Raw genomic sequence first — 20,424 nt, 5'->3', positions numbered from 1 at the left:
ATTTTGCAATATGAAAGAATAAAGTATGATTCATAAAGAAAGGGCATATTGTGTGTCTATAGAGATAATATTAATATTAAATAAAGAGAAAAATGAAAAAGCTTAAATCAATTCTTTCAGCCATTGTTGTGATGGCTATGTTTACCGCTTGTGGAAACAATGGTGACGACCCAACACCGGGTCCTAAACCTAATCCTGGTAATAAGGACTTTCATGGAGTTGTCTTCGCAACGGGAATTACCAATCCAGAGGGTAATAGTGGTAATGTATATTTGCAAGCATTGCCAAGTTTCTTACCAGGAACATACGACAATAAGAACGGTATTCCTTGCGGTTTTGGTGCTACGCCAATTGTAACAGAGTCGGGCAATGTCTACACATTCCCTGATTATATGGGTAACACGAAGGCGGAGATAAATCGCTATAGAATTATGAACGATGGTACATGGAAGAAAGAAGGTGCCTTGTCTATTCCTGCAGGTGCTGCAGCATGTAACATCGTTGAGGCAAGTAGTGAGAAAGCATACGTCAGTTTACAAGGTATTGGTGTTGTGATGGTATTCAACCCAACAACTATGACAAAGATTGCAGATATTGACCTTAATAATCTGAAACAGTCAGATACGAGGGTGGCACCTGCTGCAATGATTATTCGTGATGGTAAACTCTTTGTTGGACTGAACCAAATGAATGCTCAGTATATGCCAACACGTAATAACATTGAACTGGCTATGATTGATGTGAAGACTGATAAGGTTGAAAAGCATATCGTTAACACTACCTTGGGACTGTGCTTTGCCACACGCCCGATAGACCCAGGTTCCATTTTCATGGATGAGAACAAAGACATATATATCAACTGTATCGGTTCATTCGGTTTCATCCCAGGGCTCAATGGTGGTATTGTACGCATAAAGAACGGTTCGACAGACATCGATCCCGACTACTATATCCGGCTTGACAAAACAGAGGTTGTAGGTCTGACGACTAAGTATGCCAACTTCCTGTCAACGATATTCTACGCCGACAACGGGAAGGCTTACGCATATGCTAACTCATTCGGTCTTGATCCTAACGGACTGAAGAATCCTTATGTCAGCCTTACCAATATTCCAGTTGTTATCGACCTAAAGCAGAAGACGGTGGCTGTCATAAAGGGAATGGAAATTTCCAACCCGCAAGGAATAGCCATCGGCAGGCATAAAAACCTGATTGTCTTTGGAAGTGCCAATAAGAAAGCGAATGGATTTTACACATATAACCCTGACACGAAAGAAGTGGTTGGTCCAGTCGTACAGGTGAAAGGAAATCCAAGCTTCTTCCATAGTTTTGCGAAGTAATTTAGCTTTGTACAATAGAAAAGAGGGTGTGTCAAAATTGATACATCCTCTTTTTATTTAGCTTTGTAAACATATAACTTGTTAACTTGTCAACTTGTTAACTCGTCAACTAACTTAGCTTTGTACAATAAAAAAGGCAACCAACGAAAGTTGATTGGCTTTTTATTTTACTTTGTAATCAGATAACTCGTCAACTTGTCAACTTGTTAACTCGTCAACTAACTTAGCTTTGTACAATAAAAAAAGGCAACCAACAAAAAGTTGATTGCCTTTATATTTTGCTTTGTAATTAGATAACTCGTCAACTTGTCAACTTGTTAACTCGTCAACTATCTTACAAATTCGCGTTGTCGTTCTTCCATTCAGCAACAGCTGGGATGATGTCGAGACCAATAATCTCATCACGCATCTTGCAGAGGTGCTCGTAAGAAGCCTGAAGAGAAGCCATCTCCTCTGGAGTACCTGTTGGCTCAGTGTAGTGAACACCAGTAGCATCGATAGTTGTAGGCATAGCCATCATAACGTTCTTGAAGCCGAGCTTCTCGTCGTTAACGTAGCAACCTGCTGGCAAGGTGAACTTCTCACCGCCCATAGCAGCCTCAATCATCTTAACAGCATTGTAAGCTGGGCTCTGGAATGAGCTACGGCCACGAAGCTTGATGATGTTTGAACCACCCTGTACTGTGTGGTGCTTAATCTCTTCCCAACGCTCTGCAGAAAGACCCATCTCTGACAATGGCTTGCCATCGATCTTAACCTTAGAAGCGAATACTGCCATCTGCTCACCGTGACCACCGTATGTGTGTGCACCAGTAACCTTGTCCTGCTGTACGCCAAACTCGTGAGCCAATGCCTGCTGCAAACGAGTAGAGTCAAGTGCAGCGAGTGATGTGAGCTGATTAGCCTTCAAACCAGAGTGGATGAGAGCTGTCAATGCTGTAACGTCAGCTGGGTTGAAGATAACAACAACGTGCTTAACGTCTGGGCAGTACTTCTTGATATTCTCACCGAAGTCAGCTGCAATCTGGCAGTTACCCTTCAACAGGTCCTCACGTGTCATACCTTCCTTACGAGGAGCACCGCCAGAAGAGATGATGTACTTAGCACCAGTGAATGCCTCAGCAGGGTCAACGGTGTAAGAGAGGTTAGCACCTGGGAAAGCACACTGCTCCATCTCGTCAAATACACCATGAACACCTGGCTCATAGATATCGTACAGACAGATGTTAGGAGTGAGACCGAGTGTGAGAACGGTCTGAACCATGTTAGAACCAATCATACCGCCAGCACCGACGATAACGAGTTTTTCGTTTGTTAAATAATTCATAATAGATATTTAATTAAAAGTTAAATTCTCTTTTGTATCGATACGGCAAAGTTACGAAAAAAATGAGCATGTGAGAAAGATATTTTAGAATAAATGTGTTATTTATTATAAAAAGTAGAGGCTTTGCAAAGTCTGTCTATCAAATCGATTAATTCTTAGTCGGCTTGTCTTGGAAGTTCTGAATTTATTGTTTAACTTAGCAGCGTAAACAAAGTTGCTTTTACAAAGGAAGGGAGGATTTGTATAAGTTACTTCTATAGTAAATGAGATTTCTTAAGATTAAACCTTAAAAACAACGATATGACACATACAATTAATGAGCGTGTTGGCAGATTACGCTTCTGGATGAAAGAGAATGGGTTTACTGCTTTTGTTTTCCCAAGTAGTGATCCCCATAATAGTGAATATGTAGCTGACCATTGGAAGAGCCGTGAGTGGATATCAGGCTTTAGTGGGTCGGCAGGAACGGCAGTTGTCACTTTAGAACATGCTGCGCTATGGACGGATTCACGTTATTTTATTGCAGCTGAGAAGGAGTTGAACGGTACTGGCTTTCAGCTAATGAAGCTTCGTGTGGAGGGAACTCCGTCTGTGTCAGAATGGCTTGCAAGTGAACTGTCTACTTATGAAAGGGCTGTGGTTGGACTGGATGGGAATGTAAACTCTTTTGCAGAGGTTGCTGCGATGGAACAAGAGTTGGCGACAAAAGGGAACATTACAGTGCGAACAGATGCCGACCCTATGGCTGAACTTTGGACGGACAGACCTGTAATTCCTGATAATATGGTAAGTCTTCATCCGTTGGAATATTCTGGAGAATCAACATCGAGTAAGGTAAGTAGGGTTCGTAAGCATCTTTTAGATTGTGGTGCTGATGGATTATTAGTAACAGCTCTCGATGAGATTGCATGGGTGTTGAACTTGCGAGGGAGTGATGTGCACTGTAATCCTGTTTTTGTATCTTATCTATTGATTTCCCCCGAGAATATTACTTTATATATAAATAATGTAAAACTTCCCGATGATGTTAAAGCCTATTTGATGTCAGAACATATAGATGTACAGGCTTATGAATCGGTTGTAGAGGGACTTCGTTTATATGCGGGTAAATCGCTGTTAGTAGATATGTCCTCTACAAACTATTCGTTGGCAACGGCAGTGCCTTTTGAGAAGGTGCGTTCGGGTGTTTCTCCAATTGCCAGTATGAAGGCTGTAAAAAACAAAGTGGAGCAGGATGGCTTCCGTGCTGCGATGTTGCGGGATGGTGTGGCTGTGGTAAAATTCCTTGCGTGGCTAAAGTCTGCTGTTGAGGCTGGTGGACAGACGGAAATCTCACTTGATAATCGTTTAACGGCTTTACGTGCTGAACAGCCAAAGTTTAAGGGTATCTCTTTTGATACGATAGTAGGATATGAGGCGCATGGAGCTATTGTACATTATGAAGCAACGCCAGAGACGGATATTCCTATTCAACCACATGGTTTGGTGCTCATTGATAGTGGAGCGCAATATTTAGACGGTACGACAGATATTACAAGAACTATTGCTTTGGGTGAATTGTCAGAAGAACAGCGTCGAGTTTATACTTTGGTGTTGAAGGGACATATTCAACTTGATAGGTGTCGTTTTCCTGCAGGTGCGTGTGGATCACAGATTGATGCGCTTGCACGTGCACCGATGTGGCGTGAAGGGTATAACTACATGCATGGAACAGGGCATGGAGTAGGGAGTTATCTGAATGTGCATGAAGGTCCTCACCAAATACGCATGGAATGGCGTCCTGCCCCCCTTCAAGCAGGAATGACAGTTACTAATGAGCCTGGTATTTATCTGGAAGGAAAATTTGGTGTGCGTATAGAAAACACATTGTTGATTGTTCCTGCTGAATCTACAGCCTTTGGTGATTTTCTTAAGTTTGAAACACTTACGCTCGCACCGATTGATATGGCTCCAATTGTGCTTGAGATGTTGAGTACTGAGGAACGTGAGTGGCTTAATACCTATCATCGTCGTGTTTATGAAAGCCTATCGCCTCATTTGACAGAGGGTGAAAAAGAGTGGCTAAGAGTGGCAACATTACCAATTTAACGCTTGTGTAATACCGCTTAGAACATGATGTTAAGCAACCTTTGAAAAGAAGCGTGAAGGCTCTAAACAGTATGTTCTGAGCTGTAATAATGTCTTTTCTAAAGCCTTTTTAATCGATAAGAAAGTAGGAAAAAACCACAAATGTTTGGAAGTTAGGAGAATAAAGTGTAACTTTGCAGGCGCAAAAGTGGTATCATGCCCTTTTGTACTATGTTTAATTAATAAATAATTTAAAACAAAAAGCATGATTATTGTACCAGTAAAGGACGGTGAGAACATCGAGCGCGCGCTCAAGAAGTTCAAGAGAAAGTTTGAGAAGACAGGTGTTGTTAAGGAGCTTCGTGCTCGTCAGCAGTTTGACAAACCATCTGTTAAGAAGCGCTTGAAGATGGAACGTGCCGTTTACGTACAGCATCTTCGCGACGCAGAAGAGTAAAATCTTCTTTAAAAATTTGGCGGTTTGGATTAATTTCCGTAAATTCGTTGCCATATAAATGATTTGACAATGTGCCGATGGTAGAAAAGTTCTTAGATTACATTAAGTTTGAAAGGAATTATTCCCCGATGACAGTAATCAACTATCGTAAGGACTTAACGGAGTTCGAACGATTCTACAAGGAACTTGAACCTCAGCTCTCTTGGGAGTCTATAGACTCTGATATTGTCAGAAATTGGATGGAGTACATGATGGATAGAGGTAATTCTGCTTCGTCTGTCAATAGAAGACTCAGTGCGCTGAGGTCTTTCTATAGATTTGCACTTCGTCGTAAACTTATTGAAAAAGACCCTGTTCATGGTCTTCAAGGTCCTAAAAAACAAAAGCCTCTTCCTCAATTCTTAAAGGAGTCGGAAATGGAAAGGTTGCTGGATTCTAAGATGTGGACAGATAGTTATAAGGACGTACTCGAACGTACTATAATTATAACATTCTATGTAACGGGTATTCGTTTGTCAGAATTGATTGGTCTTGATGATAAAGATATTGACAATGTCACTTGTGAAATTAAAGTAACAGGTAAGAGAAATAAGCAACGAATTGTTCCCTTTGGTAAGGAACTTGCTGATGTGTTCGCTCAGTACCAAGAAGTACGCAACACGACAGTAAAAGGTGATTCCATAGCCTTCTTTCAAACAGAGAAGGGCAAAAGGATGACGACTGCACAGGTAAGAACTTTGGTTAAGAAGAATCTTTCAAAGGTGTCAACGTTGAAAAAACGTTCACCACACGTTCTTCGCCATACGTTTGCCACGGCAATGCTCAATCATGAAGCAGGACTGGAAAGTGTAAAGAAGCTGCTTGGCCATGAGAGTCTGTCAACGACAGAGATTTATACTCATACAACTTTCGAGCAGTTGAAGAAAGTCTATAAAAATGCCCATCCAAGGGCTTAACCTTTTAAAAACGGAGGTACCTATGGAAATTAAGATTCAGTCGATTCATTTCGACACAACCGAGAAGTTACAGGCCTTTATTACCAAGAAGGCTGAAAAATTAGAAAAGTCTTACGAAGACATTCAGAAAGTAGAGGTGCAATTGAAGGTAGAGAAACCTGCTACAGCATTAAATAAAACCACAAGTTTATCAGTAGTAGTTCCTGGTAATACCTTGTTTGTGGAGAAGACATGTGATACCTTTGAAGAAGGGATTGATCAGTGTTTAGATGCGATGAAGGTTCAGCTCACCAAGTTTAAGGAAAAACAAAGAAAGCATTAAAAAATCTCCGAAATATTTTGGAGATTAAAATAAAAAGTCTTACCTTTGCAGCCGTTTTACGACAAGTAGCCTTCGGCTGCAAAGTAATGCCTCTTTAGCTCAGTTGGCCAGAGCACGTGATTTGTAATCTCGGGGTCGTTGGTTCGAATCCGACAAGAGGCTCTCTTTGAAAGGGGGAATGCATTTGCTGACGGGTAGTTTCCAGAGTGGCCAAATGGGGCAGACTGTAAATCTGCTGCTTCTAGCTTCGGTGGTTCGAATCCATCACTACCCACTTCAGAAAATGTAATTTGCGGAAATAGCTCAGTTGATAGAGCACTAGCCTTCCAAGCTGGGGGTCGCGGGTTTGAGCCCCGTTTTCCGCTCTATGGTTTTGCTGTAATAGCTCAGTGGTAGAGCACTTCCTTGGTAAGGAAGAGGTCCTGAGTTCAACTCTCAGTTACAGCTCTGCTATTATTGTTGTTAATTTAGTGTAACTAAAAGCACAGATTATTCATTTAATATTAAATAAGAAAAAGCTATGGCTAAAGAAGAATTCGTGCGCACCAAACCGCATGTAAACATTGGTACTATCGGTCACGTTGACCACGGTAAGACCACTCTTACTGCAGCAATCTCAAAGGTTCTTCACGAGAAGGGCTTCGGTACAGAAGATGTTAAGTCTTTCGATCAGATTGATAATGCTCCTGAGGAGAAAGAGCGTGGTATTACCATTAACTCTGCACATATTGAGTACGAAACAGCTAACCGTCACTACGCACACGTAGACTGTCCAGGTCACGCCGACTATGTAAAGAACATGGTAACTGGTGCTGCTCAGATGGATGGTGCTATCTTGGTTGTAGCTGCTACTGATGGTCCTATGCCTCAGACTCGTGAGCACGTATTGCTCGCTCGTCAGGTAAACGTACCACGCTTGGTTGTATTCTTGAACAAGTGTGATATGGTTGACGATGCTGAGATGCTTGACCTCGTTGAGATGGAGGTTCGTGAGATCCTCGAGCAGTACGGTTATGAGGAGGATACTCCTATTATTCGTGGTTCTGCACTCGGTGCTTTGAACGGTGTTGAGAAGTGGGTAGACTCTGTAATGGAGCTCATGGATACTGTTGATACTTGGATTGAAGAGCCAGAGCGTGAGATTGACAAGCCATTCTTGATGCCTGTTGAGGACGTATTCTCTATCACAGGTCGTGGTACTGTAGCTACTGGTCGTATCGAGACTGGTATCTGTAAGGTAGGTGATGAGGTTCAGTTGCTCGGTCTCGGTGAGGATAAGAAGTCTGTTATCACTGGTGTTGAGATGTTCCGTAAGAACCTTCCAACAGGTCAGGCTGGTGACAACGTAGGTCTCCTCCTCCGTGGTATCGATAAGGCTGAGGTTAAGCGTGGTATGGTTGTTGTGCACCCAGGTGCTATTACTCCTCACGATCACTTCAAGGCATCTATCTATGTATTGAAGAAGGAAGAGGGTGGTCGTCATACTCCATTCGGTAACAAGTATCGTCCACAGTTCTACCTCCGTACAATGGACTGTACAGGTGAAATCCACCTCCCAGAGGGCGTTGAGATGGTTATGCCAGGTGACAACGTAGAGATTGAAGTTGTATTGATCTATAAGGTTGCTTTGAACGAGGGTCTTCGTTTCGCTATCCGTGAGGGTGGTCGTACAGTAGGTTCTGGTCAGATCACAGAGATCCTTCCAGACGTAAACTAATCAGTAATCTTATATTACAAGATATAGTTCCCGATTTTCTTGGGAATCGGGAACTAACTTACGGGTTTAGCTCAGTTGGTAGAGCACTGGTCTCCAAAACCAGGTGTCGAGGGTTCGAGCCCTTCAACCCGTGCAAAAAGAAAATATTTTATGTTTAATAAGATAGTTAATTATTGCAAGGCTTGCTACGACGAACTTGCGCATAAAACTACATGGCCATCACGCGCTCAACTTACACATAGTGCAATGGTAGTTATTTCTGCTTCCGTTATCATTGCATTGGTTGTGTTTGCAATGGACTCTGTGTTCCAACGCGTAATGGAATTTGTATATCCAAGATAATTCATTAGGAAATGGCAGATACAGAAAAGAAATGGTATGTTCTTCGTGCTGTCAGCGGAAAAGAGGCAAAGGTAAAAGAATATATCGATGCTCAATTACGTCTGAACGAAAAACTTGCTGAGCGTGTTTTTGAGGTTTTATTACCTATGGAAAAACACGCAACTGTGCGTAAAGATGGGAAGCGTGTTGTCAAGGAGAAATTAAGTCTCCCTGGTTATGTGCTTGTTCAGGCCAATATGACACCTGACGTAGCTTCTACGTTGCGTTTCATGCCTAATGTTTTAGGATTCCTCGGAGGTATGTCTGAACCATCACCAGTACGCCAAGCAGATATTAATCGTCTGTTGGGTAATGTGGAAGATACTGAACTTGAAGAGGTTCAGAATGTACCATATATGGTTGGTGAAAGTGTTCAGGTTACTGATGGTCCTTTTAGTGGTTTCCATGGTATCATCGAAGAGGTGAATGCCGAGAAGCATAAGCTGAAAGTGATGGTGATGATTTTTGGTCGTCAGAATCCATTGGAGCTAAGTTTTATGCAAGTCGCAAAAGAAGAATAGTGTTGTTACGGATACTATTCTACTATAGTTTAATTTTTTAATATTAACAAAAGAAATGGCTAAAGAAGTAGCTGGATTAATCAAATTACAGATTAAAGGTGGCGCTGCAAATCCTTCCCCTCCAGTAGGCCCTGCATTGGGTTCTAAGGGTATTAATATCATGGGATTTTGTAAGGAATTCAACGCCCGTACCCAGGACAAGGCTGGTAAAGTTCTTCCAGTCGTTATTACCTACTACAACGATAAGTCTTTCAGCTTTATCATCAAGACTCCTCCTGCAGCTGTACAGCTCATGGAAGCTGCTAAGGTGAAAGGTGGATCTGGAGAGCCAAACCGTAGAAAGGTTGGATCCGTAACTTGGGAGCAGGTAAAAGCTATCGCAGAAGACAAAATGCCAGATCTCAACTGTTTTACAGTAGAGAGTGCAATGAAGCTTATTGCTGGTACTGCTCGTAGTATGGGTATCACTGTAAAAGGGGACTTCCCTGGTAAATAATTTTAAACTTCAAAAGTAAAAATGAGTAAACTGACAAAAAATCAGAAATCAGTAGCTGAGAAGGTTGAAGCAGGGAAGGCATATTCATTGGCAGAAGCAGCACAGTTGGTAAAAGAAATTACCACTACTAAGTTTGATGCTTCTGTAGATGTTGATGTACGTCTCGGTGTTGACCCACGTAAAGCTAACCAGATGGTTCGTGGCGTTGTGTCACTCCCACATGGTACTGGTAAGGTTACACGTGTGCTTTGTCTCTGTACACCTGATCAGGAGGCTGCCGCTAAGGAAGCTGGTGCTGATTATGTTGGTCTTGACGAATACGTTGAAAAGATCAAGGGCGGATGGACTGATATTGATGTTATTATCACTATGCCATCATGCATGGGTAAGTTAGGTCCTTTGGGTCGTGTACTCGGTCCTCGTGGCTTGATGCCAAACCCAAAGAGCGGTACTGTGACTATGGATGTTGCTAAGGCAGTAAAGGACGTTAAGCAGGGTAAGATTGACTTTAAGGTTGATAAGGCTGGTATTATCCATACTTCAATCGGTAAGGTTAGTATGTCTCCTGAGCAGATTTATGGTAACGCGAAGGAGTTTATCTCTACTGTTATCAAGCTGAAGCCTGCTGCTGCTAAAGGTACATATATCAAGAGTATCTTTATTTCTAGCACAATGAGTAAGGGTGTCAAGATTGATCCTAAATCAGCTGAATAACTCTAAAAGTTTTGTACAATGAAGAAAGAAGTAAAAGATACAATTATCGCTGAACTCGGTGAGAAGTTAAAGAACTATCCTCATTTCTATTTGGTTGATGTAACTGGATTGAATGCTGAGGCTACAAGTTCTCTTCGCCGTAAGTGTTTCAAGAGCGAAATCAATATGGTTGTTGTGAAGAATAACCTTCTTCACAAAGCTTTTGAAGCTTCAGATGTAGATTTTGAACCACTGTATGGTTCTTTGAAGGGTAATACAGCAGTTTTGTTTTCTCAGACTGCTAATGTGCCAGCAAAGTTGTTGAAGGAGTATAAGAAGGAAGGTATTCCTGCTCTTAAGGCAGCTTACGCAGAGGAATCTCTGTTTATTGGTGCTGATAAACTCGAAGAACTTGCAGCTCTCAAGAGCAAGAACGAACTTATTGCAGACGTTGTGGCATTGCTACAGTCTCCAGCAAAGAACGTTGTTTCTGCTCTCCAGTCAGGTGCTGGCACCATCCATGGTGTGCTTAAGACTTTAGGCGAGCGTCCTGAGTAAAAAATCTAATAAAGTCAATAAGGTATATTATTTTTAGAACAAAAAATTAAAAATTTAGAATAAAATGGCAGACGTAAAAGCTATTGCAGAAGAGTTAGTAAATCTTACTGTTAAGGAAGTAAATGAGTTGGCAACTGTCCTCAAGGACGAGTATGGTATTGAGCCTGCAGCTGCAGCTGTTGCTGTAGCTGGTCCTGCTGCAGCTGCTGCAGGTGGCGCAGCTGAGGAGAAGTCAGATTTTGACGTAGTTCTTGTTGACGCTGGTGCTAACAAGCTCAAGGTTGTTAAGGCTGTTAAGGAGGCTTGTGGTCTCGGTTTGAAGGAAGCTAAGGACCTCGTAGATGGTGCACCTTCTACTTTGAAGGAGGGTATGGCTAAGGCTGAGGCTGAGAACCTGAAGGCTGCTATTGAGGCTGAGGGTGCTAAGGTTGAGTTGAAGTAATTCTACTTTTTCCTTACATTAATAAAAAATACGGTTAGGATTTACCAAGTAGGTGAGTCCTAACCTTTTTGTGTCTTTTGACATATATAGGGATTTCCCCTTTTTAGTCCGCCACTGGACTTTAAACATTTGAATATTTAATTTCAGTTATGGCATTAGAAAATAAACCCAGAGTAAATTTCGCCAGCGTTAAGAATCCGTATCCATATCCGGATTTCCTCGATGTGCAGTTGAAGTCTTTCCGTGACTTCTTACAGCTGGATACTCCGCCTGAGGAACGCAAGAATGACGGTTTGTATAAGGTGTTCGCAGAGAACTTCCCTATCACCGATACGCGTAATAATTTTGTCCTTGAGTTCCTGGATTATTATGTTGACCCACCAAGATATTCTATTGATGAATGTTTGGAGCGTGGCTTGACATACAGTGTACCTTTGAAGGCTAAGATGAAGCTGTATTGTACTGACCCAGATCATGAGGATTTCGGTACATTTATTCAAGATGTATTTTTGGGAACAATTCCATACATGACCAGCAATGGTACTTTTGTTATCAATGGTGCTGAGCGTGTTGTTGTTTCTCAGTTACATCGTTCTCCGGGTGTATTCTTTGGTCAGGGTGTCCATGCTAATGGTACTGTTCTTTATAGTGCACGTATCATTCCATTTAAGGGCTCATGGATAGAGTTTGCTACTGACATAAACAATGTCATGTATGCTTATATTGACCGTAAGAAAAAGTTGCCTGTAACCACGATGCTTCGTGCTATTGGTTATGAGTCTGACCGTGATATTCTTCAGATTTTTGATCTTTGCGAAGAGGTAAAGGTGAATAAGAAGAATATGAAGGCAGCTATCGGTCGCAAGATTGCTGGTAATGTCATGAAGTCTTGGACTGAAGACTTTGTTGATGAGGATACAGGCGAGGTTGTATCTATAGAACGTAATGAGGTTGTTGTAGAGCGTGAGACTATCATCACAGAAGACAATGTTGATCAGATTCTTGATAGCTCAGTTTCTTCAATCTTGCTACATAAGGATGAGGATGCTGCAAGTAAGTATTCTATCATCTTCAACACACTTGCCAAAGACCCAAGCCACTCGGAGATTGAGGCAGTAAATTATATTTATCGTCAGCTGCGTAATGCAGATGCTGCTGATGATGCAAGTGCACGTGAGGTATTCCAAAACCTTTTCTTCTCAGACAAGCGTTATGACTTGGGTGAGGTTGGTCGTTACCGAATCAATAAAAAGTTGAATTTGGAAACGGATATGGATGTACGTGTACTGACAAAGGACGATATCATTGAGATTATTAAGTATCTTATCAGCCTTATCAATTCAAATGCTACGGTTGATGATATTGACCACTTGTCAAATCGTCGTGTTCGTACTGTTGGAGAGCAGTTAGCTAACCAGTTCTCTGTCGGCCTTGCACGTATGAATCGTACTATCCGTGAGCGTATGAACGTTCGTGATAGTGAAGTGTTCCAGCCAACGGATTTGATTAATGCAAAGACTATATCAAGCGTCATTAACTCATTCTTTGGAACTAACCCATTGAGCCAGTTTATGGACCAAACCAACCCATTGGCAGAGGTAACTCATAAGCGTCGTCTTTCTGCTCTTGGTCCTGGTGGTCTGTCTCGTGAGCGTGCAGGTTTCGAGGTACGTGACGTTCACTATACCCATTATGGTCGTCTTTGTCCTATTGAGTCTCCTGAAGGTCCTAACATCGGATTGATTTCATCACTCTGTATGTATGCTAAGATTAATGATCTTGGCTTTATCGTTACACCATATCGTCGTGTGAAGGATGCTAAGGTGGACATGGATAATAAGGATGTAGTCTTCTTGACAGCAGAGGAGGAAGAAGAGCAGATTATCGGACAGGGTAATGCACCATTGAATGCAGATGGTACATTTATCCGTGATGTTGTTAAGTGTCGTCAGGATGCTGATTATCCAGTAGTTACTCCAGACTCCGTTGCTCTTATCGACGTATCTCCACAACAGATTGCATCTGTGTCAGCAGGTTTGATTCCATTCTTGGAGCATGACGACGGTCACCGTGCATTGATGGGATGTAACATGATGCGCCAGGCTGTTCCTTTGCTTCACAATGATGCACCTATTGTTGGTACAGGTCTTGAGAAGCAGGTATGTGAGGACTCACGTACTATGGTTACTGCAGAGGGTGATGGTGTTATCGAGTATGTTGATGCTACAACAATCCGTATTCTCTATGATCGTACAGATGATGAGGAGTTTGTAAGTTTCGAGCCTGCTCTTAAAGAGTATCGCATTCCTAAGTTCCGTCGTACTAACCAGAACATGGTTGTAGACCTTCGACCAATTTGTGATAAGGGTCAGCGCGTGAAGAAGGGTGATATCCTTACAGAGGGTTATGCAACAGAGAATGGTGAGTTAGCATTGGGTCGTAACCTTGTTGTGGCTTACATGCCTTGGAAGGGTTACAACTATGAGGATGCTATCGTTATTTCTGAGCGCATGGTTCGTGAGGATGTATTGACTTCTGTTCATGTTGATGAGTATTCTCTCGAAGTTCGCGAAACTAAGCGTGGTGTTGAGGAGTTTACTGCTGATATTCCTAACGTAAGTGAGGAAGCTACTAAGGATCTTGACGATAATGGTATTATCCGTATTGGTGCTCGTGTTGAGCCAGGTGATATCATGATTGGTAAGATTTCTCCTAAGGGTGAAAGCGATCCTTCTCCAGAAGAGAAACTTCTCCGTGCTATCTTCGGTGACAAGGCTGGTGATGTTAAGGATTCTTCTTTGAAGGCTAATCCATCATTGAGCGGTGTTGTTATTGATAAGAAACTCTTTAGCCGTGCTATTAAGACACGTGAGAGCAAGCGTCAAGATAAGAATATTCTTGCTAAGATTGATGAGGAGCAGGAGGCAAAGATTAATGACTTGAAGGACCTCTTGGTTGATAAGTTGCTCGAACTGACTGAGGATAAGGTTTCAGAGGGTGTTAAGGACTACTCTGATGCTGAGATTATCACTAAGGGAAGCAAGTTTACAGTTGCTGCATTGAAGAACCTCGATTATGAGGGAATCCAATCAAATGGCTGGACTGATGATGAGCATACCAACCTCCTGATTCAGAAGTTGATTATGAACTTCATCCGCAAGTACAAGCAGATGGATGCTGAGATGAAGCGTAAGAAGTTTGCTATCACTATTGGTGATGAACTTCCATCAGGTGTATTGCAGATGGCTAAGGTTTACATTGCTAAGAAGCGTAAGATTCAGGTGGGTGATAAGCTTGCAGGTCGTCACGGTAACAAGGGTATCGTATCAAAGGTCGTACGTACAGAAGATATGCCATTCCTCGAGGATGGTAGTCCTGTAGACTTGGTATTGAACCCAATGGGTGTGCCTTCACGTATGAACCTTGGTCAGATTTTCGAGGCTATCCTTGGTGCTGCAGGTCGTAAGTTGGGTGTTAAGTTTGCTACTCCTATCTTCGATGGTGCTAAGCTCTCTGATTTGAAGGAGTGGACAGATAAGGCAGGTCTGCCAAATCTCTGTTCAACCTATATCTATGATGGTGAAACCGGTGAGAAGTTCGACCAGCCAGCTACAGTGGGTATTACTTACTTCTTGAAGTTGGGCCACATGGTTGAGGATAAGATGCACGCTCGTAGTATCGGTCCATACTCATTGATTACACAGCAGCCACTTGGTGGTAAGGCACAGTTTGGTGGTCAGCGTTTCGGAGAGATGGAGGTCTGGGCTATTGAGGCCTTCGGTGCATCTCATGTTCTCCAGGAAATCTTGACAATCAAGTCTGATGATGTAGTTGGTCGTTCAAAGGCTTACGAGGCTATCGTTAAGGGTGAACCAATGCCAACTCCAGGTATTCCAGAGTCACTGAACGTGTTGTTACACGAGCTTCGTGGTCTCGGTCTCAGTGTCAAACTTGATTAATACGTACACCCCATAATAGAAGTAAAACATGGCTTTTAAGAAAGATAATAAAGTAAAGAGTAATTTCAGCAAGATTACTATCGGACTGGCTTCACCTGAAGAGATTCTTGAGAACTCTTTTGGTGAGGTAACCAAGCCAGAGACTATCAACTATCGTACCTATAAACCAGAACGTGATGGTTTGTTCTGCGAGCGTATCTTCGGTCCAACAAAGGATTACGAGTGTGCCTGCGGTAAGTACAAGCGTATCCGTTATAAGGGTATTGTCTGCGATCGTTGTGGTGTTGAGGTAACTGAGAAGAAGGTACGTCGTGAGCGTGCTGGACATATTGAATTGGTTGTCCCTGTTGCTCATATCTGGTATTTCCGTAGTCTTCCTAACAAGATTGGTTACCTTCTTGGTATGCCAACAAAGAAGCTTGATGCTGTTATTTACTATGAGAAATATGTTGTCATCCAGCCGGGTGTCGTAGAGGGTATGAAGAATGCCGATACTGAAGAGGATTTGAATGGTTCTCATAAGTTCGACCTTCTTTCAGAGGATGAGTATCTCGATATCCTTGATAATAAACTCCCAGAGGGTAATGAGCGTTTGGATGATTCTGATCCAAGCAAGTTCATTGCTAAGATGGGTGCAGAGGCTATTTATGACCTCCTCACAGGCATTGATCTTGATCGTTTGGCAGGTGAATTGCGTGACCGTGCAACAACTGACTCAAGTCAGCAGCGTAAGACAGAAGCTTTGAAGCGTCTGCAGGTTGTAGAGGGCTTCCGTCAGTCAATCGGTGTGAATAATCCAGAATGGATGATTATGAAGATTATCCCTGTTACTCCACCAGAGCTTCGTCCATTGGTTCCATTGGATGGAGGACGTTTCGCAACATCCGACCTTAATGACCTCTATCGTCGCGTTATCATCCGTAACAATCGTTTGAAGCGTTTGATGGAGATTAAGGCTCCTGAGGTTATTCTGCGTAATGAGAAGCGTATGCTTCAGGAAGCTGTTGACTCACTTTTCGATAACAGCCGTAAGTCTTCTGCTGTAAAGAGTGAGAGCAATCGTCCATTGAAGTCACTCTCTGACTCTCTGAAGGGTAAGCAGGGACGTTTCCGTCAGAACCTCCTCGGTAAGCGTGTTGACTATTCTGCGCGTTCAGTAATTGTCGTTGGTCCAGAGTTGAAGATGGGTGAGTGCGGTCTGCCTAAGTTGATGGCAGCAGAACTTTACAAGCCATTCATTATTCGTAAGCTCATTGAGCGCGGTATTGTGAAGACTGTAAAGAGTGCTAAGAAGATTGTAGACCGTCGTGAGCCTGTAATTTGGGATATCCTTGAGAATGTAATGAAGGGTCACCCAGTTATGTTGAACCGTGCCCCGACACTTCACCGTCTTGGTATTCAGGCGTTCCAGCCTAAACTTATTGAAGGTAAAGCTATTCAGTTGCATCCATTGGCATGTACAGCGTTTAACGCTGACTTCGATGGTGACCAGATGGCTGTTCACCTCCCATTGAGTAATGAGGCTGTGTTGGAGACACAGGTGTTGATGCTTCAGAGCCATAACATCCTTAATCCAGCTAATGGTGCGCCTATTACCGTTCCTTCACAGGATATGGTGCTTGGTCTCTACTATATTACAAAGATTCGTCCAGGTGCTAAGGGCGAAGGTCTTACATTCTACGGCTCAGAAGAAGCTATTATCGCTTACAATGAGAAGAAGTGTGACCTCCACTCACAGGTAAAGGTAATCGTCGATGACCTCGTTGATGGTAAACTCCAGAAACGTATGGTTGAGACATCAGTTGGTCGTGTAATTGTTAATCAGATTATCCCAACTGAGATTGGATACTTCAACGGTATTATCTCTAAGAAATCACTTCGTGGTCTTATCGCTGACGTTATTAAGGCTGTTGGTATGGCTCGTGCTTGTGAGTTCCTTGATGGTATCAAGAACCTTGGTTACCGTATGGCATATGTTGCAGGTCTTTCCTTTAACCTCGACGATATCATCGTTCCTGTTGAGAAAACTGATATCGTTGGTAAGGGTCAGAGTGAGGTTGACCAAGTGAAGGCTAACTATGAAATGGGTTTCATCACTGATAAGGAGCGTTACAATCAGGTAATTGATGCGTGGACACACGTAAACAATAACCTTAAGCAGGCTGTTATGAAGCACATGACAGAGGCTGATCAGGGATTTAATGCTGTATATATGATGCTTGACTCTGGTGCCCGTGGTTCTGCTGACCAGATTGCTCAGCTTGCTGGTATGCGTGGTCTTATGGCTAAGCCACAGAAGGCAGGTGCTGAAGGTGCTCAGATTATTGAGAACCCAATTATCTCTAACTTTAAGGAGGGTATGTCTGTGTTGGAGTACTTTATTGCTTCTCACGGTGCTCGTAAGGGTCTTGCTGATACGGCTATGAAGACTGCCGATGCAGGATACTTGACACGTCGTCTTGTTGACGTTTCTCATGATGTTATCATCAATGAGGAGGATTGTGGTTCACTCCGTGGTCTTGAGTGTCGTGCCTTGAAGAATGGTGATGAGACAATTGCAAGCCTCTATGAGCGTATCTTGGGTCGTGTGTCAGTTCATGATGTTATCAATCCAACAACTGGTGATATTATCGTTGCTGCAGGTGAGGAGATTACAGAGGCAAAGGCACAGGCTATTGAAGATTCACCAATTGAGATGGTAGAAATCCGTTCTGTACTCACTTGTGAGAGCAAGAAGGGTGTATGTAAGAAGTGTTACGGACGTAACCTTGCTTCTGCACGTATGGTACAGATGGGTGAGGCTGTTGGTGTCATTGCTGCACAAGCTATTGGTGAGCCTGGTACACAGCTTACTCTTCGTACGTTCCATGCTGGTGGTGTGGCTGGTAATGCTGCGGCTAATGCAACTATTACAGCTAAGAGTGATGCAAAGATTGAGTTTGAGGAACTTCGTACCGTACCATTCGTTGATGAGAATGACAAGGAGTGTGAGATGGTTGTTAGCCGTTTGGCTGAAATTCGCTTTGTAGATCCTAACACTGGTATTGTACTCCTTACAGATAATGTTCCATATGGTAGTTCTCTTTACTTTAAGTCTGGGGATACTGTCAAGAAGGGTGATATGATTTGTAAGTGGGACCCATTCAATGCTGTTATTGTTAGTGAATATGCAGGTGTTCTCCGTCTACATGACGTTATAGAGGGTGTTACTTATAAGGCTGAAACCGATGATGCTACAGGTCTTACAGAGCGTATCATTATCGATTCTCGTGATAAGACAAAACTCCCTACTGTTGATATTGTCAAGGTTGGTGCTAAGAAGGGTGCTGATGGTCTTTATGCTGCATCTGATATCCTTGGTACATATAACCTCCCTGTAGGTGGTCACTTGGAGCAGGTACTTCTTGATGGTGCTGAGATTAAGACGGGTATGACACTTGTTAAGATTCCACGTTCTGTCGGTGGTGCTGGTGATATTACTGGTGGTCTTCCACGTGTTACCGAGCTCTTTGAGGCTCGTAACCCATCTAACCCTGCTGTCGTATCTGAAATTGATGGTGAGATTACTATGGGTAAGGTGAAGCGTGGTAACCGTGAGATTATCGTGACTTCTAAGACTGGTGAGCAGCGTAAGTATCTTGTTAGTCTGTCTAAGCAGATTCTTGTGCAAGAGCATGATGCTGTTCGTGCTGGTACTCCATTGTCTGATGGTATCATCACACCTGCTGATATCTTGTCTATCATGGGTCCAACAGCTGTTCAAGAGTATATTGTTAATGAGGTTCAGGACGTATATCGTTTGCAGGGTGTGAAGATTAATGACAAGCACTTTGAGATTATCGTTCGTCAGATGATGCGCAAGGTACGTATCGACGATCCAGGAGATACTACATTCCTCGAGCAAGAACTTGTTGACAAACTTGACTTTGCTGAGGAGAATGATCGTATCTGGGGTAAGAAGGTTGTTACCGATCCAGGTGATTCAGAAAACTGCTATAAGGGTCAGATTCTCTCTGTACGTAAGTTACGTGATGAGAACTCAAGCCTTAAGCGTCGTGACCTCAAGCTTGTTCAGGTGCGTGATGCCGTTCAGGCAACTGCTACCCAGATTCTTCAGGGTATCACTCGTGCTGCCCTCGGTACGAAGAGCTTCATGAGTGCTGCTTCCTTCCAGGAGACAACTAAGGTTCTCAACGAGGCTGCTCTCCGTGGTAAGAGCGATAACCTTGAGGGTATGAAGGAGAATGTTATCTGTGGTCACCTTATTCCTGCCGGTACTGGTCTTCGCCAGTGGCAGAAACTCGTTGTTGGTTCGCAAGAAGAGCACGAGCGTATGGAGGCTAACAAGAAGAATGTTCTTGACTTCGCTAAGCAAGAGGCAGAGGCTACACAGGAGTAATCCTAACCTCTCATACATAAGATTAAAAGGGATTTGCAATAATTTTGCAAGTCCCTTTTTTGTATATTGCTTTAGCTGTCTAAGTTCATTATTAGAACGAAAGGTGATGGTGTAAAGGTCAAATTTATTCATTAATCCCAAATCTCTAAATGATGAAGATTCTAACATAGTTAACTCTCTTATTCTTAAAAATTATAATAGTATTTTGATTTAGCTTACCAAATGTTAAAATAGCATTATTTTATGTTTTTCTTTTGCTTTTATAAAAATATCTTTCTACTTTTGGCATCGTAAAACAACAGATTGTGAATCTTCCTCTTCTTTCCAAGAGCAAGACTGTTTAACAGCCGTACAGAGGGGACTTCAAGAAGTTGTTGAGGTTTTCTCTTTTTTGTTTTCTGGTNAAGGAGATGATAAGGGTGCCTCGTTTATCATTTTTTTTCNAANAANTNAAAANTTNTCAATTATGAGTTCATTTAGAGCAACTTTGGAATTAGGTGGTAAGGAGTATGACGTACTCTACTCTAACTACGAGTTCAGCCGTACAACTGACAAGAAGGGTCAGCCTGCATCAAGCATCTCTGGCGGTCGTATCAGTGTAACTATNGAGTCTACTGATGACACTTCTACNATCGAGGCTATGCTTAACAGCCAGTTNAANCCTGTTGAGGGTAANATNGTTTANAAGAAGAGCGANGAGGATGCTAAGATGAAGGAGATTTCTTTCAAGAATGCTTACATCGTTCATTACAAGGAGACACTCGACGTTAACAACGAGGCNCCNATGAC

General features: G+C 42.6%; 16 protein-coding genes and 5 tRNA genes. 20 read left to right on the top strand and 1 reads right to left on the bottom strand.

The features are described from left to right. Positions 1-92 precede the first annotated feature (92 nt). Entirely contained in the window at positions 93-1,340 is a 1,248-nt protein-coding gene (locus HMPREF1505_RS02650) for a hypothetical protein (protein WP_036922115.1), read from the top strand. Positions 1,341-1,674: 334 nt separating this feature from the next. Here the strand turns inward: HMPREF1505_RS02650 and HMPREF1505_RS02645 are convergent, their stop codons facing one another. After that, positions 1,675-2,667: a malate dehydrogenase gene (locus tag HMPREF1505_RS02645; RefSeq protein ID WP_036922112.1), complete on the bottom strand. Its 993-nt coding sequence runs from the start codon at positions 2,665-2,667 to the stop codon at positions 1,675-1,677. A gap of 300 nt (positions 2,668-2,967) precedes the next feature. On the opposite strand from HMPREF1505_RS02645, the gene HMPREF1505_RS02640 reads away from it, so the two are divergent. From HMPREF1505_RS02640 to tssD, 19 genes are all read left to right on the top strand, one after another. Next, on the top strand, positions 2,968-4,755 hold the full coding sequence (locus HMPREF1505_RS02640) for an aminopeptidase P family protein (RefSeq protein WP_036922108.1): 1,788 nt from the start codon (positions 2,968-2,970) through the stop codon (positions 4,753-4,755). Between the two features lie 244 nt (positions 4,756-4,999). Continuing rightward, positions 5,000-5,191 carry a 30S ribosomal protein S21 gene (rpsU, locus tag HMPREF1505_RS02635; RefSeq protein ID WP_009012368.1) on the top strand — a complete coding sequence of 64 codons (192 nt, stop codon included), beginning with the start codon at positions 5,000-5,002 and terminating at the stop codon, positions 5,189-5,191. 71 nt (positions 5,192-5,262) lie between these two features. After that, the gene (gene xerC / locus HMPREF1505_RS02630) at positions 5,263-6,147 is read left to right on the top strand and encodes a tyrosine recombinase XerC (protein ID WP_081722914.1); all 885 of its coding nucleotides are present in this window, start codon (positions 5,263-5,265) and stop codon (positions 6,145-6,147) included. A gap of 22 nt (positions 6,148-6,169) precedes the next feature. After that, positions 6,170-6,469, top strand: coding sequence for a ribosome hibernation-promoting factor, HPF/YfiA family (gene hpf / locus HMPREF1505_RS02625; RefSeq protein WP_013264738.1), 300 nt, complete (start codon positions 6,170-6,172; stop codon positions 6,467-6,469). A gap of 88 nt (positions 6,470-6,557) precedes the next feature. Further along, a tRNA-Thr gene (locus HMPREF1505_RS02620) sits at positions 6,558-6,631 on the top strand. A gap of 30 nt (positions 6,632-6,661) precedes the next feature. Continuing rightward, positions 6,662-6,743 (top strand) — tRNA-Tyr (locus HMPREF1505_RS02615). 18 nt (positions 6,744-6,761) lie between these two features. Beyond that, positions 6,762-6,834: transfer RNA gene (locus HMPREF1505_RS02610), tRNA-Gly, on the top strand. Between the two features lie 10 nt (positions 6,835-6,844). Next, positions 6,845-6,916: transfer RNA gene (locus HMPREF1505_RS02605), tRNA-Thr, on the top strand. A 73-nt stretch (positions 6,917-6,989) separates the two neighbouring features. Next, positions 6,990-8,186 (top strand): elongation factor Tu, encoded by a 1,197-nt coding sequence (gene tuf, locus HMPREF1505_RS02600; RefSeq protein ID WP_013264904.1) that lies wholly within the window; start codon positions 6,990-6,992, stop codon positions 8,184-8,186. A gap of 60 nt (positions 8,187-8,246) precedes the next feature. Then, positions 8,247-8,319 (top strand) — tRNA-Trp (locus HMPREF1505_RS02595). A gap of 17 nt (positions 8,320-8,336) precedes the next feature. Then, positions 8,337-8,528, top strand: coding sequence for a preprotein translocase subunit SecE (secE, locus tag HMPREF1505_RS02590; RefSeq protein ID WP_004361442.1), 192 nt, complete (start codon positions 8,337-8,339; stop codon positions 8,526-8,528). Between the two features lie 11 nt (positions 8,529-8,539). Next, the gene (gene nusG, locus HMPREF1505_RS02585; protein WP_036922101.1) at positions 8,540-9,088 is read left to right on the top strand and encodes a transcription termination/antitermination protein NusG; all 549 of its coding nucleotides are present in this window, start codon (positions 8,540-8,542) and stop codon (positions 9,086-9,088) included. A 55-nt stretch (positions 9,089-9,143) separates the two neighbouring features. Further along, positions 9,144-9,584 (top strand): 50S ribosomal protein L11, encoded by a 441-nt coding sequence (rplK, locus tag HMPREF1505_RS02580; protein ID WP_013263907.1) that lies wholly within the window; start codon positions 9,144-9,146, stop codon positions 9,582-9,584. A 21-nt stretch (positions 9,585-9,605) separates the two neighbouring features. After that, complete coding sequence (rplA, locus tag HMPREF1505_RS02575; RefSeq protein ID WP_013264682.1) at positions 9,606-10,298, top strand: 50S ribosomal protein L1; 693 nt, start codon at positions 9,606-9,608, stop codon at positions 10,296-10,298. Between the two features lie 18 nt (positions 10,299-10,316). Further along, complete coding sequence (rplJ, locus tag HMPREF1505_RS02570) at positions 10,317-10,835, top strand: 50S ribosomal protein L10 (RefSeq protein ID WP_013264185.1); 519 nt, start codon at positions 10,317-10,319, stop codon at positions 10,833-10,835. Positions 10,836-10,899: 64 nt separating this feature from the next. After that, entirely contained in the window at positions 10,900-11,277 is a 378-nt protein-coding gene (rplL, locus tag HMPREF1505_RS02565; RefSeq protein WP_004361437.1) for a 50S ribosomal protein L7/L12, read from the top strand. Positions 11,278-11,426: 149 nt separating this feature from the next. Beyond that, a complete protein-coding gene (gene rpoB, locus HMPREF1505_RS02560) occupies positions 11,427-15,236 on the top strand; it encodes a DNA-directed RNA polymerase subunit beta (protein ID WP_013264493.1) in 3,810 nt (1,269 codons plus the stop codon). Between the two features lie 28 nt (positions 15,237-15,264). Further along, complete coding sequence (gene rpoC, locus HMPREF1505_RS02555) at positions 15,265-19,635, top strand: DNA-directed RNA polymerase subunit beta' (protein ID WP_013264976.1); 4,371 nt, start codon at positions 15,265-15,267, stop codon at positions 19,633-19,635. 466 nt (positions 19,636-20,101) lie between these two features. Further along, positions 20,102-20,424, top strand: a 323-nt coding sequence (gene tssD / locus HMPREF1505_RS02550) for a type VI secretion system tube protein TssD (protein ID WP_036922097.1), incomplete at its 3' end; no start/stop codon positions are given.

The sequence above is a fragment of the Prevotella sp. ICM33 genome (assembly GCF_000517825.1).
GTDB classification, from domain to species: Bacteria; Bacteroidota; Bacteroidia; order Bacteroidales; family Bacteroidaceae; genus Prevotella; species Prevotella melaninogenica.
The sequence above is the reverse complement of the archived record's forward strand: the minus strand, read 5'-3'. Positions and strand labels throughout refer to the sequence as shown.

Excerpts from the sequence above, each read along its gene's own strand:
- rpoC (WP_013264976.1), top strand. The coding sequence starts at position 15,265 with ATGGCTTTTAAGAAAGATAATAAAGTAAAGAGTAATTTCAGCAAGATT.
- rplL (WP_004361437.1), top strand. The coding sequence starts at position 10,900 with ATGGCAGACGTAAAAGCTATTGCAGAAGAGTTAGTAAATCTTACTGTT.
- rpsU (WP_009012368.1), top strand. The coding sequence starts at position 5,000 with ATGATTATTGTACCAGTAAAGGACGGTGAGAACATCGAGCGCGCGCTC.
- secE (WP_004361442.1), top strand. The coding sequence starts at position 8,337 with ATGTTTAATAAGATAGTTAATTATTGCAAGGCTTGCTACGACGAACTT.
- HMPREF1505_RS02645 (WP_036922112.1), bottom strand. The coding sequence starts at position 2,667 with ATGAATTATTTAACAAACGAAAAACTCGTTATCGTCGGTGCTGGCGGT.
- rplA (WP_013264682.1), top strand. The coding sequence starts at position 9,606 with ATGAGTAAACTGACAAAAAATCAGAAATCAGTAGCTGAGAAGGTTGAA.
- rpoB (WP_013264493.1), top strand. The coding sequence starts at position 11,427 with ATGGCATTAGAAAATAAACCCAGAGTAAATTTCGCCAGCGTTAAGAAT.
- hpf (WP_013264738.1), top strand. The coding sequence starts at position 6,170 with ATGGAAATTAAGATTCAGTCGATTCATTTCGACACAACCGAGAAGTTA.
- tuf (WP_013264904.1), top strand. The coding sequence starts at position 6,990 with ATGGCTAAAGAAGAATTCGTGCGCACCAAACCGCATGTAAACATTGGT.
- nusG (WP_036922101.1), top strand. The coding sequence starts at position 8,540 with ATGGCAGATACAGAAAAGAAATGGTATGTTCTTCGTGCTGTCAGCGGA.
- rplK (WP_013263907.1), top strand. The coding sequence starts at position 9,144 with ATGGCTAAAGAAGTAGCTGGATTAATCAAATTACAGATTAAAGGTGGC.
- rplJ (WP_013264185.1), top strand. The coding sequence starts at position 10,317 with ATGAAGAAAGAAGTAAAAGATACAATTATCGCTGAACTCGGTGAGAAG.
- HMPREF1505_RS02650 (WP_036922115.1), top strand. The coding sequence starts at position 93 with ATGAAAAAGCTTAAATCAATTCTTTCAGCCATTGTTGTGATGGCTATG.
- HMPREF1505_RS02640 (WP_036922108.1), top strand. The coding sequence starts at position 2,968 with ATGACACATACAATTAATGAGCGTGTTGGCAGATTACGCTTCTGGATG.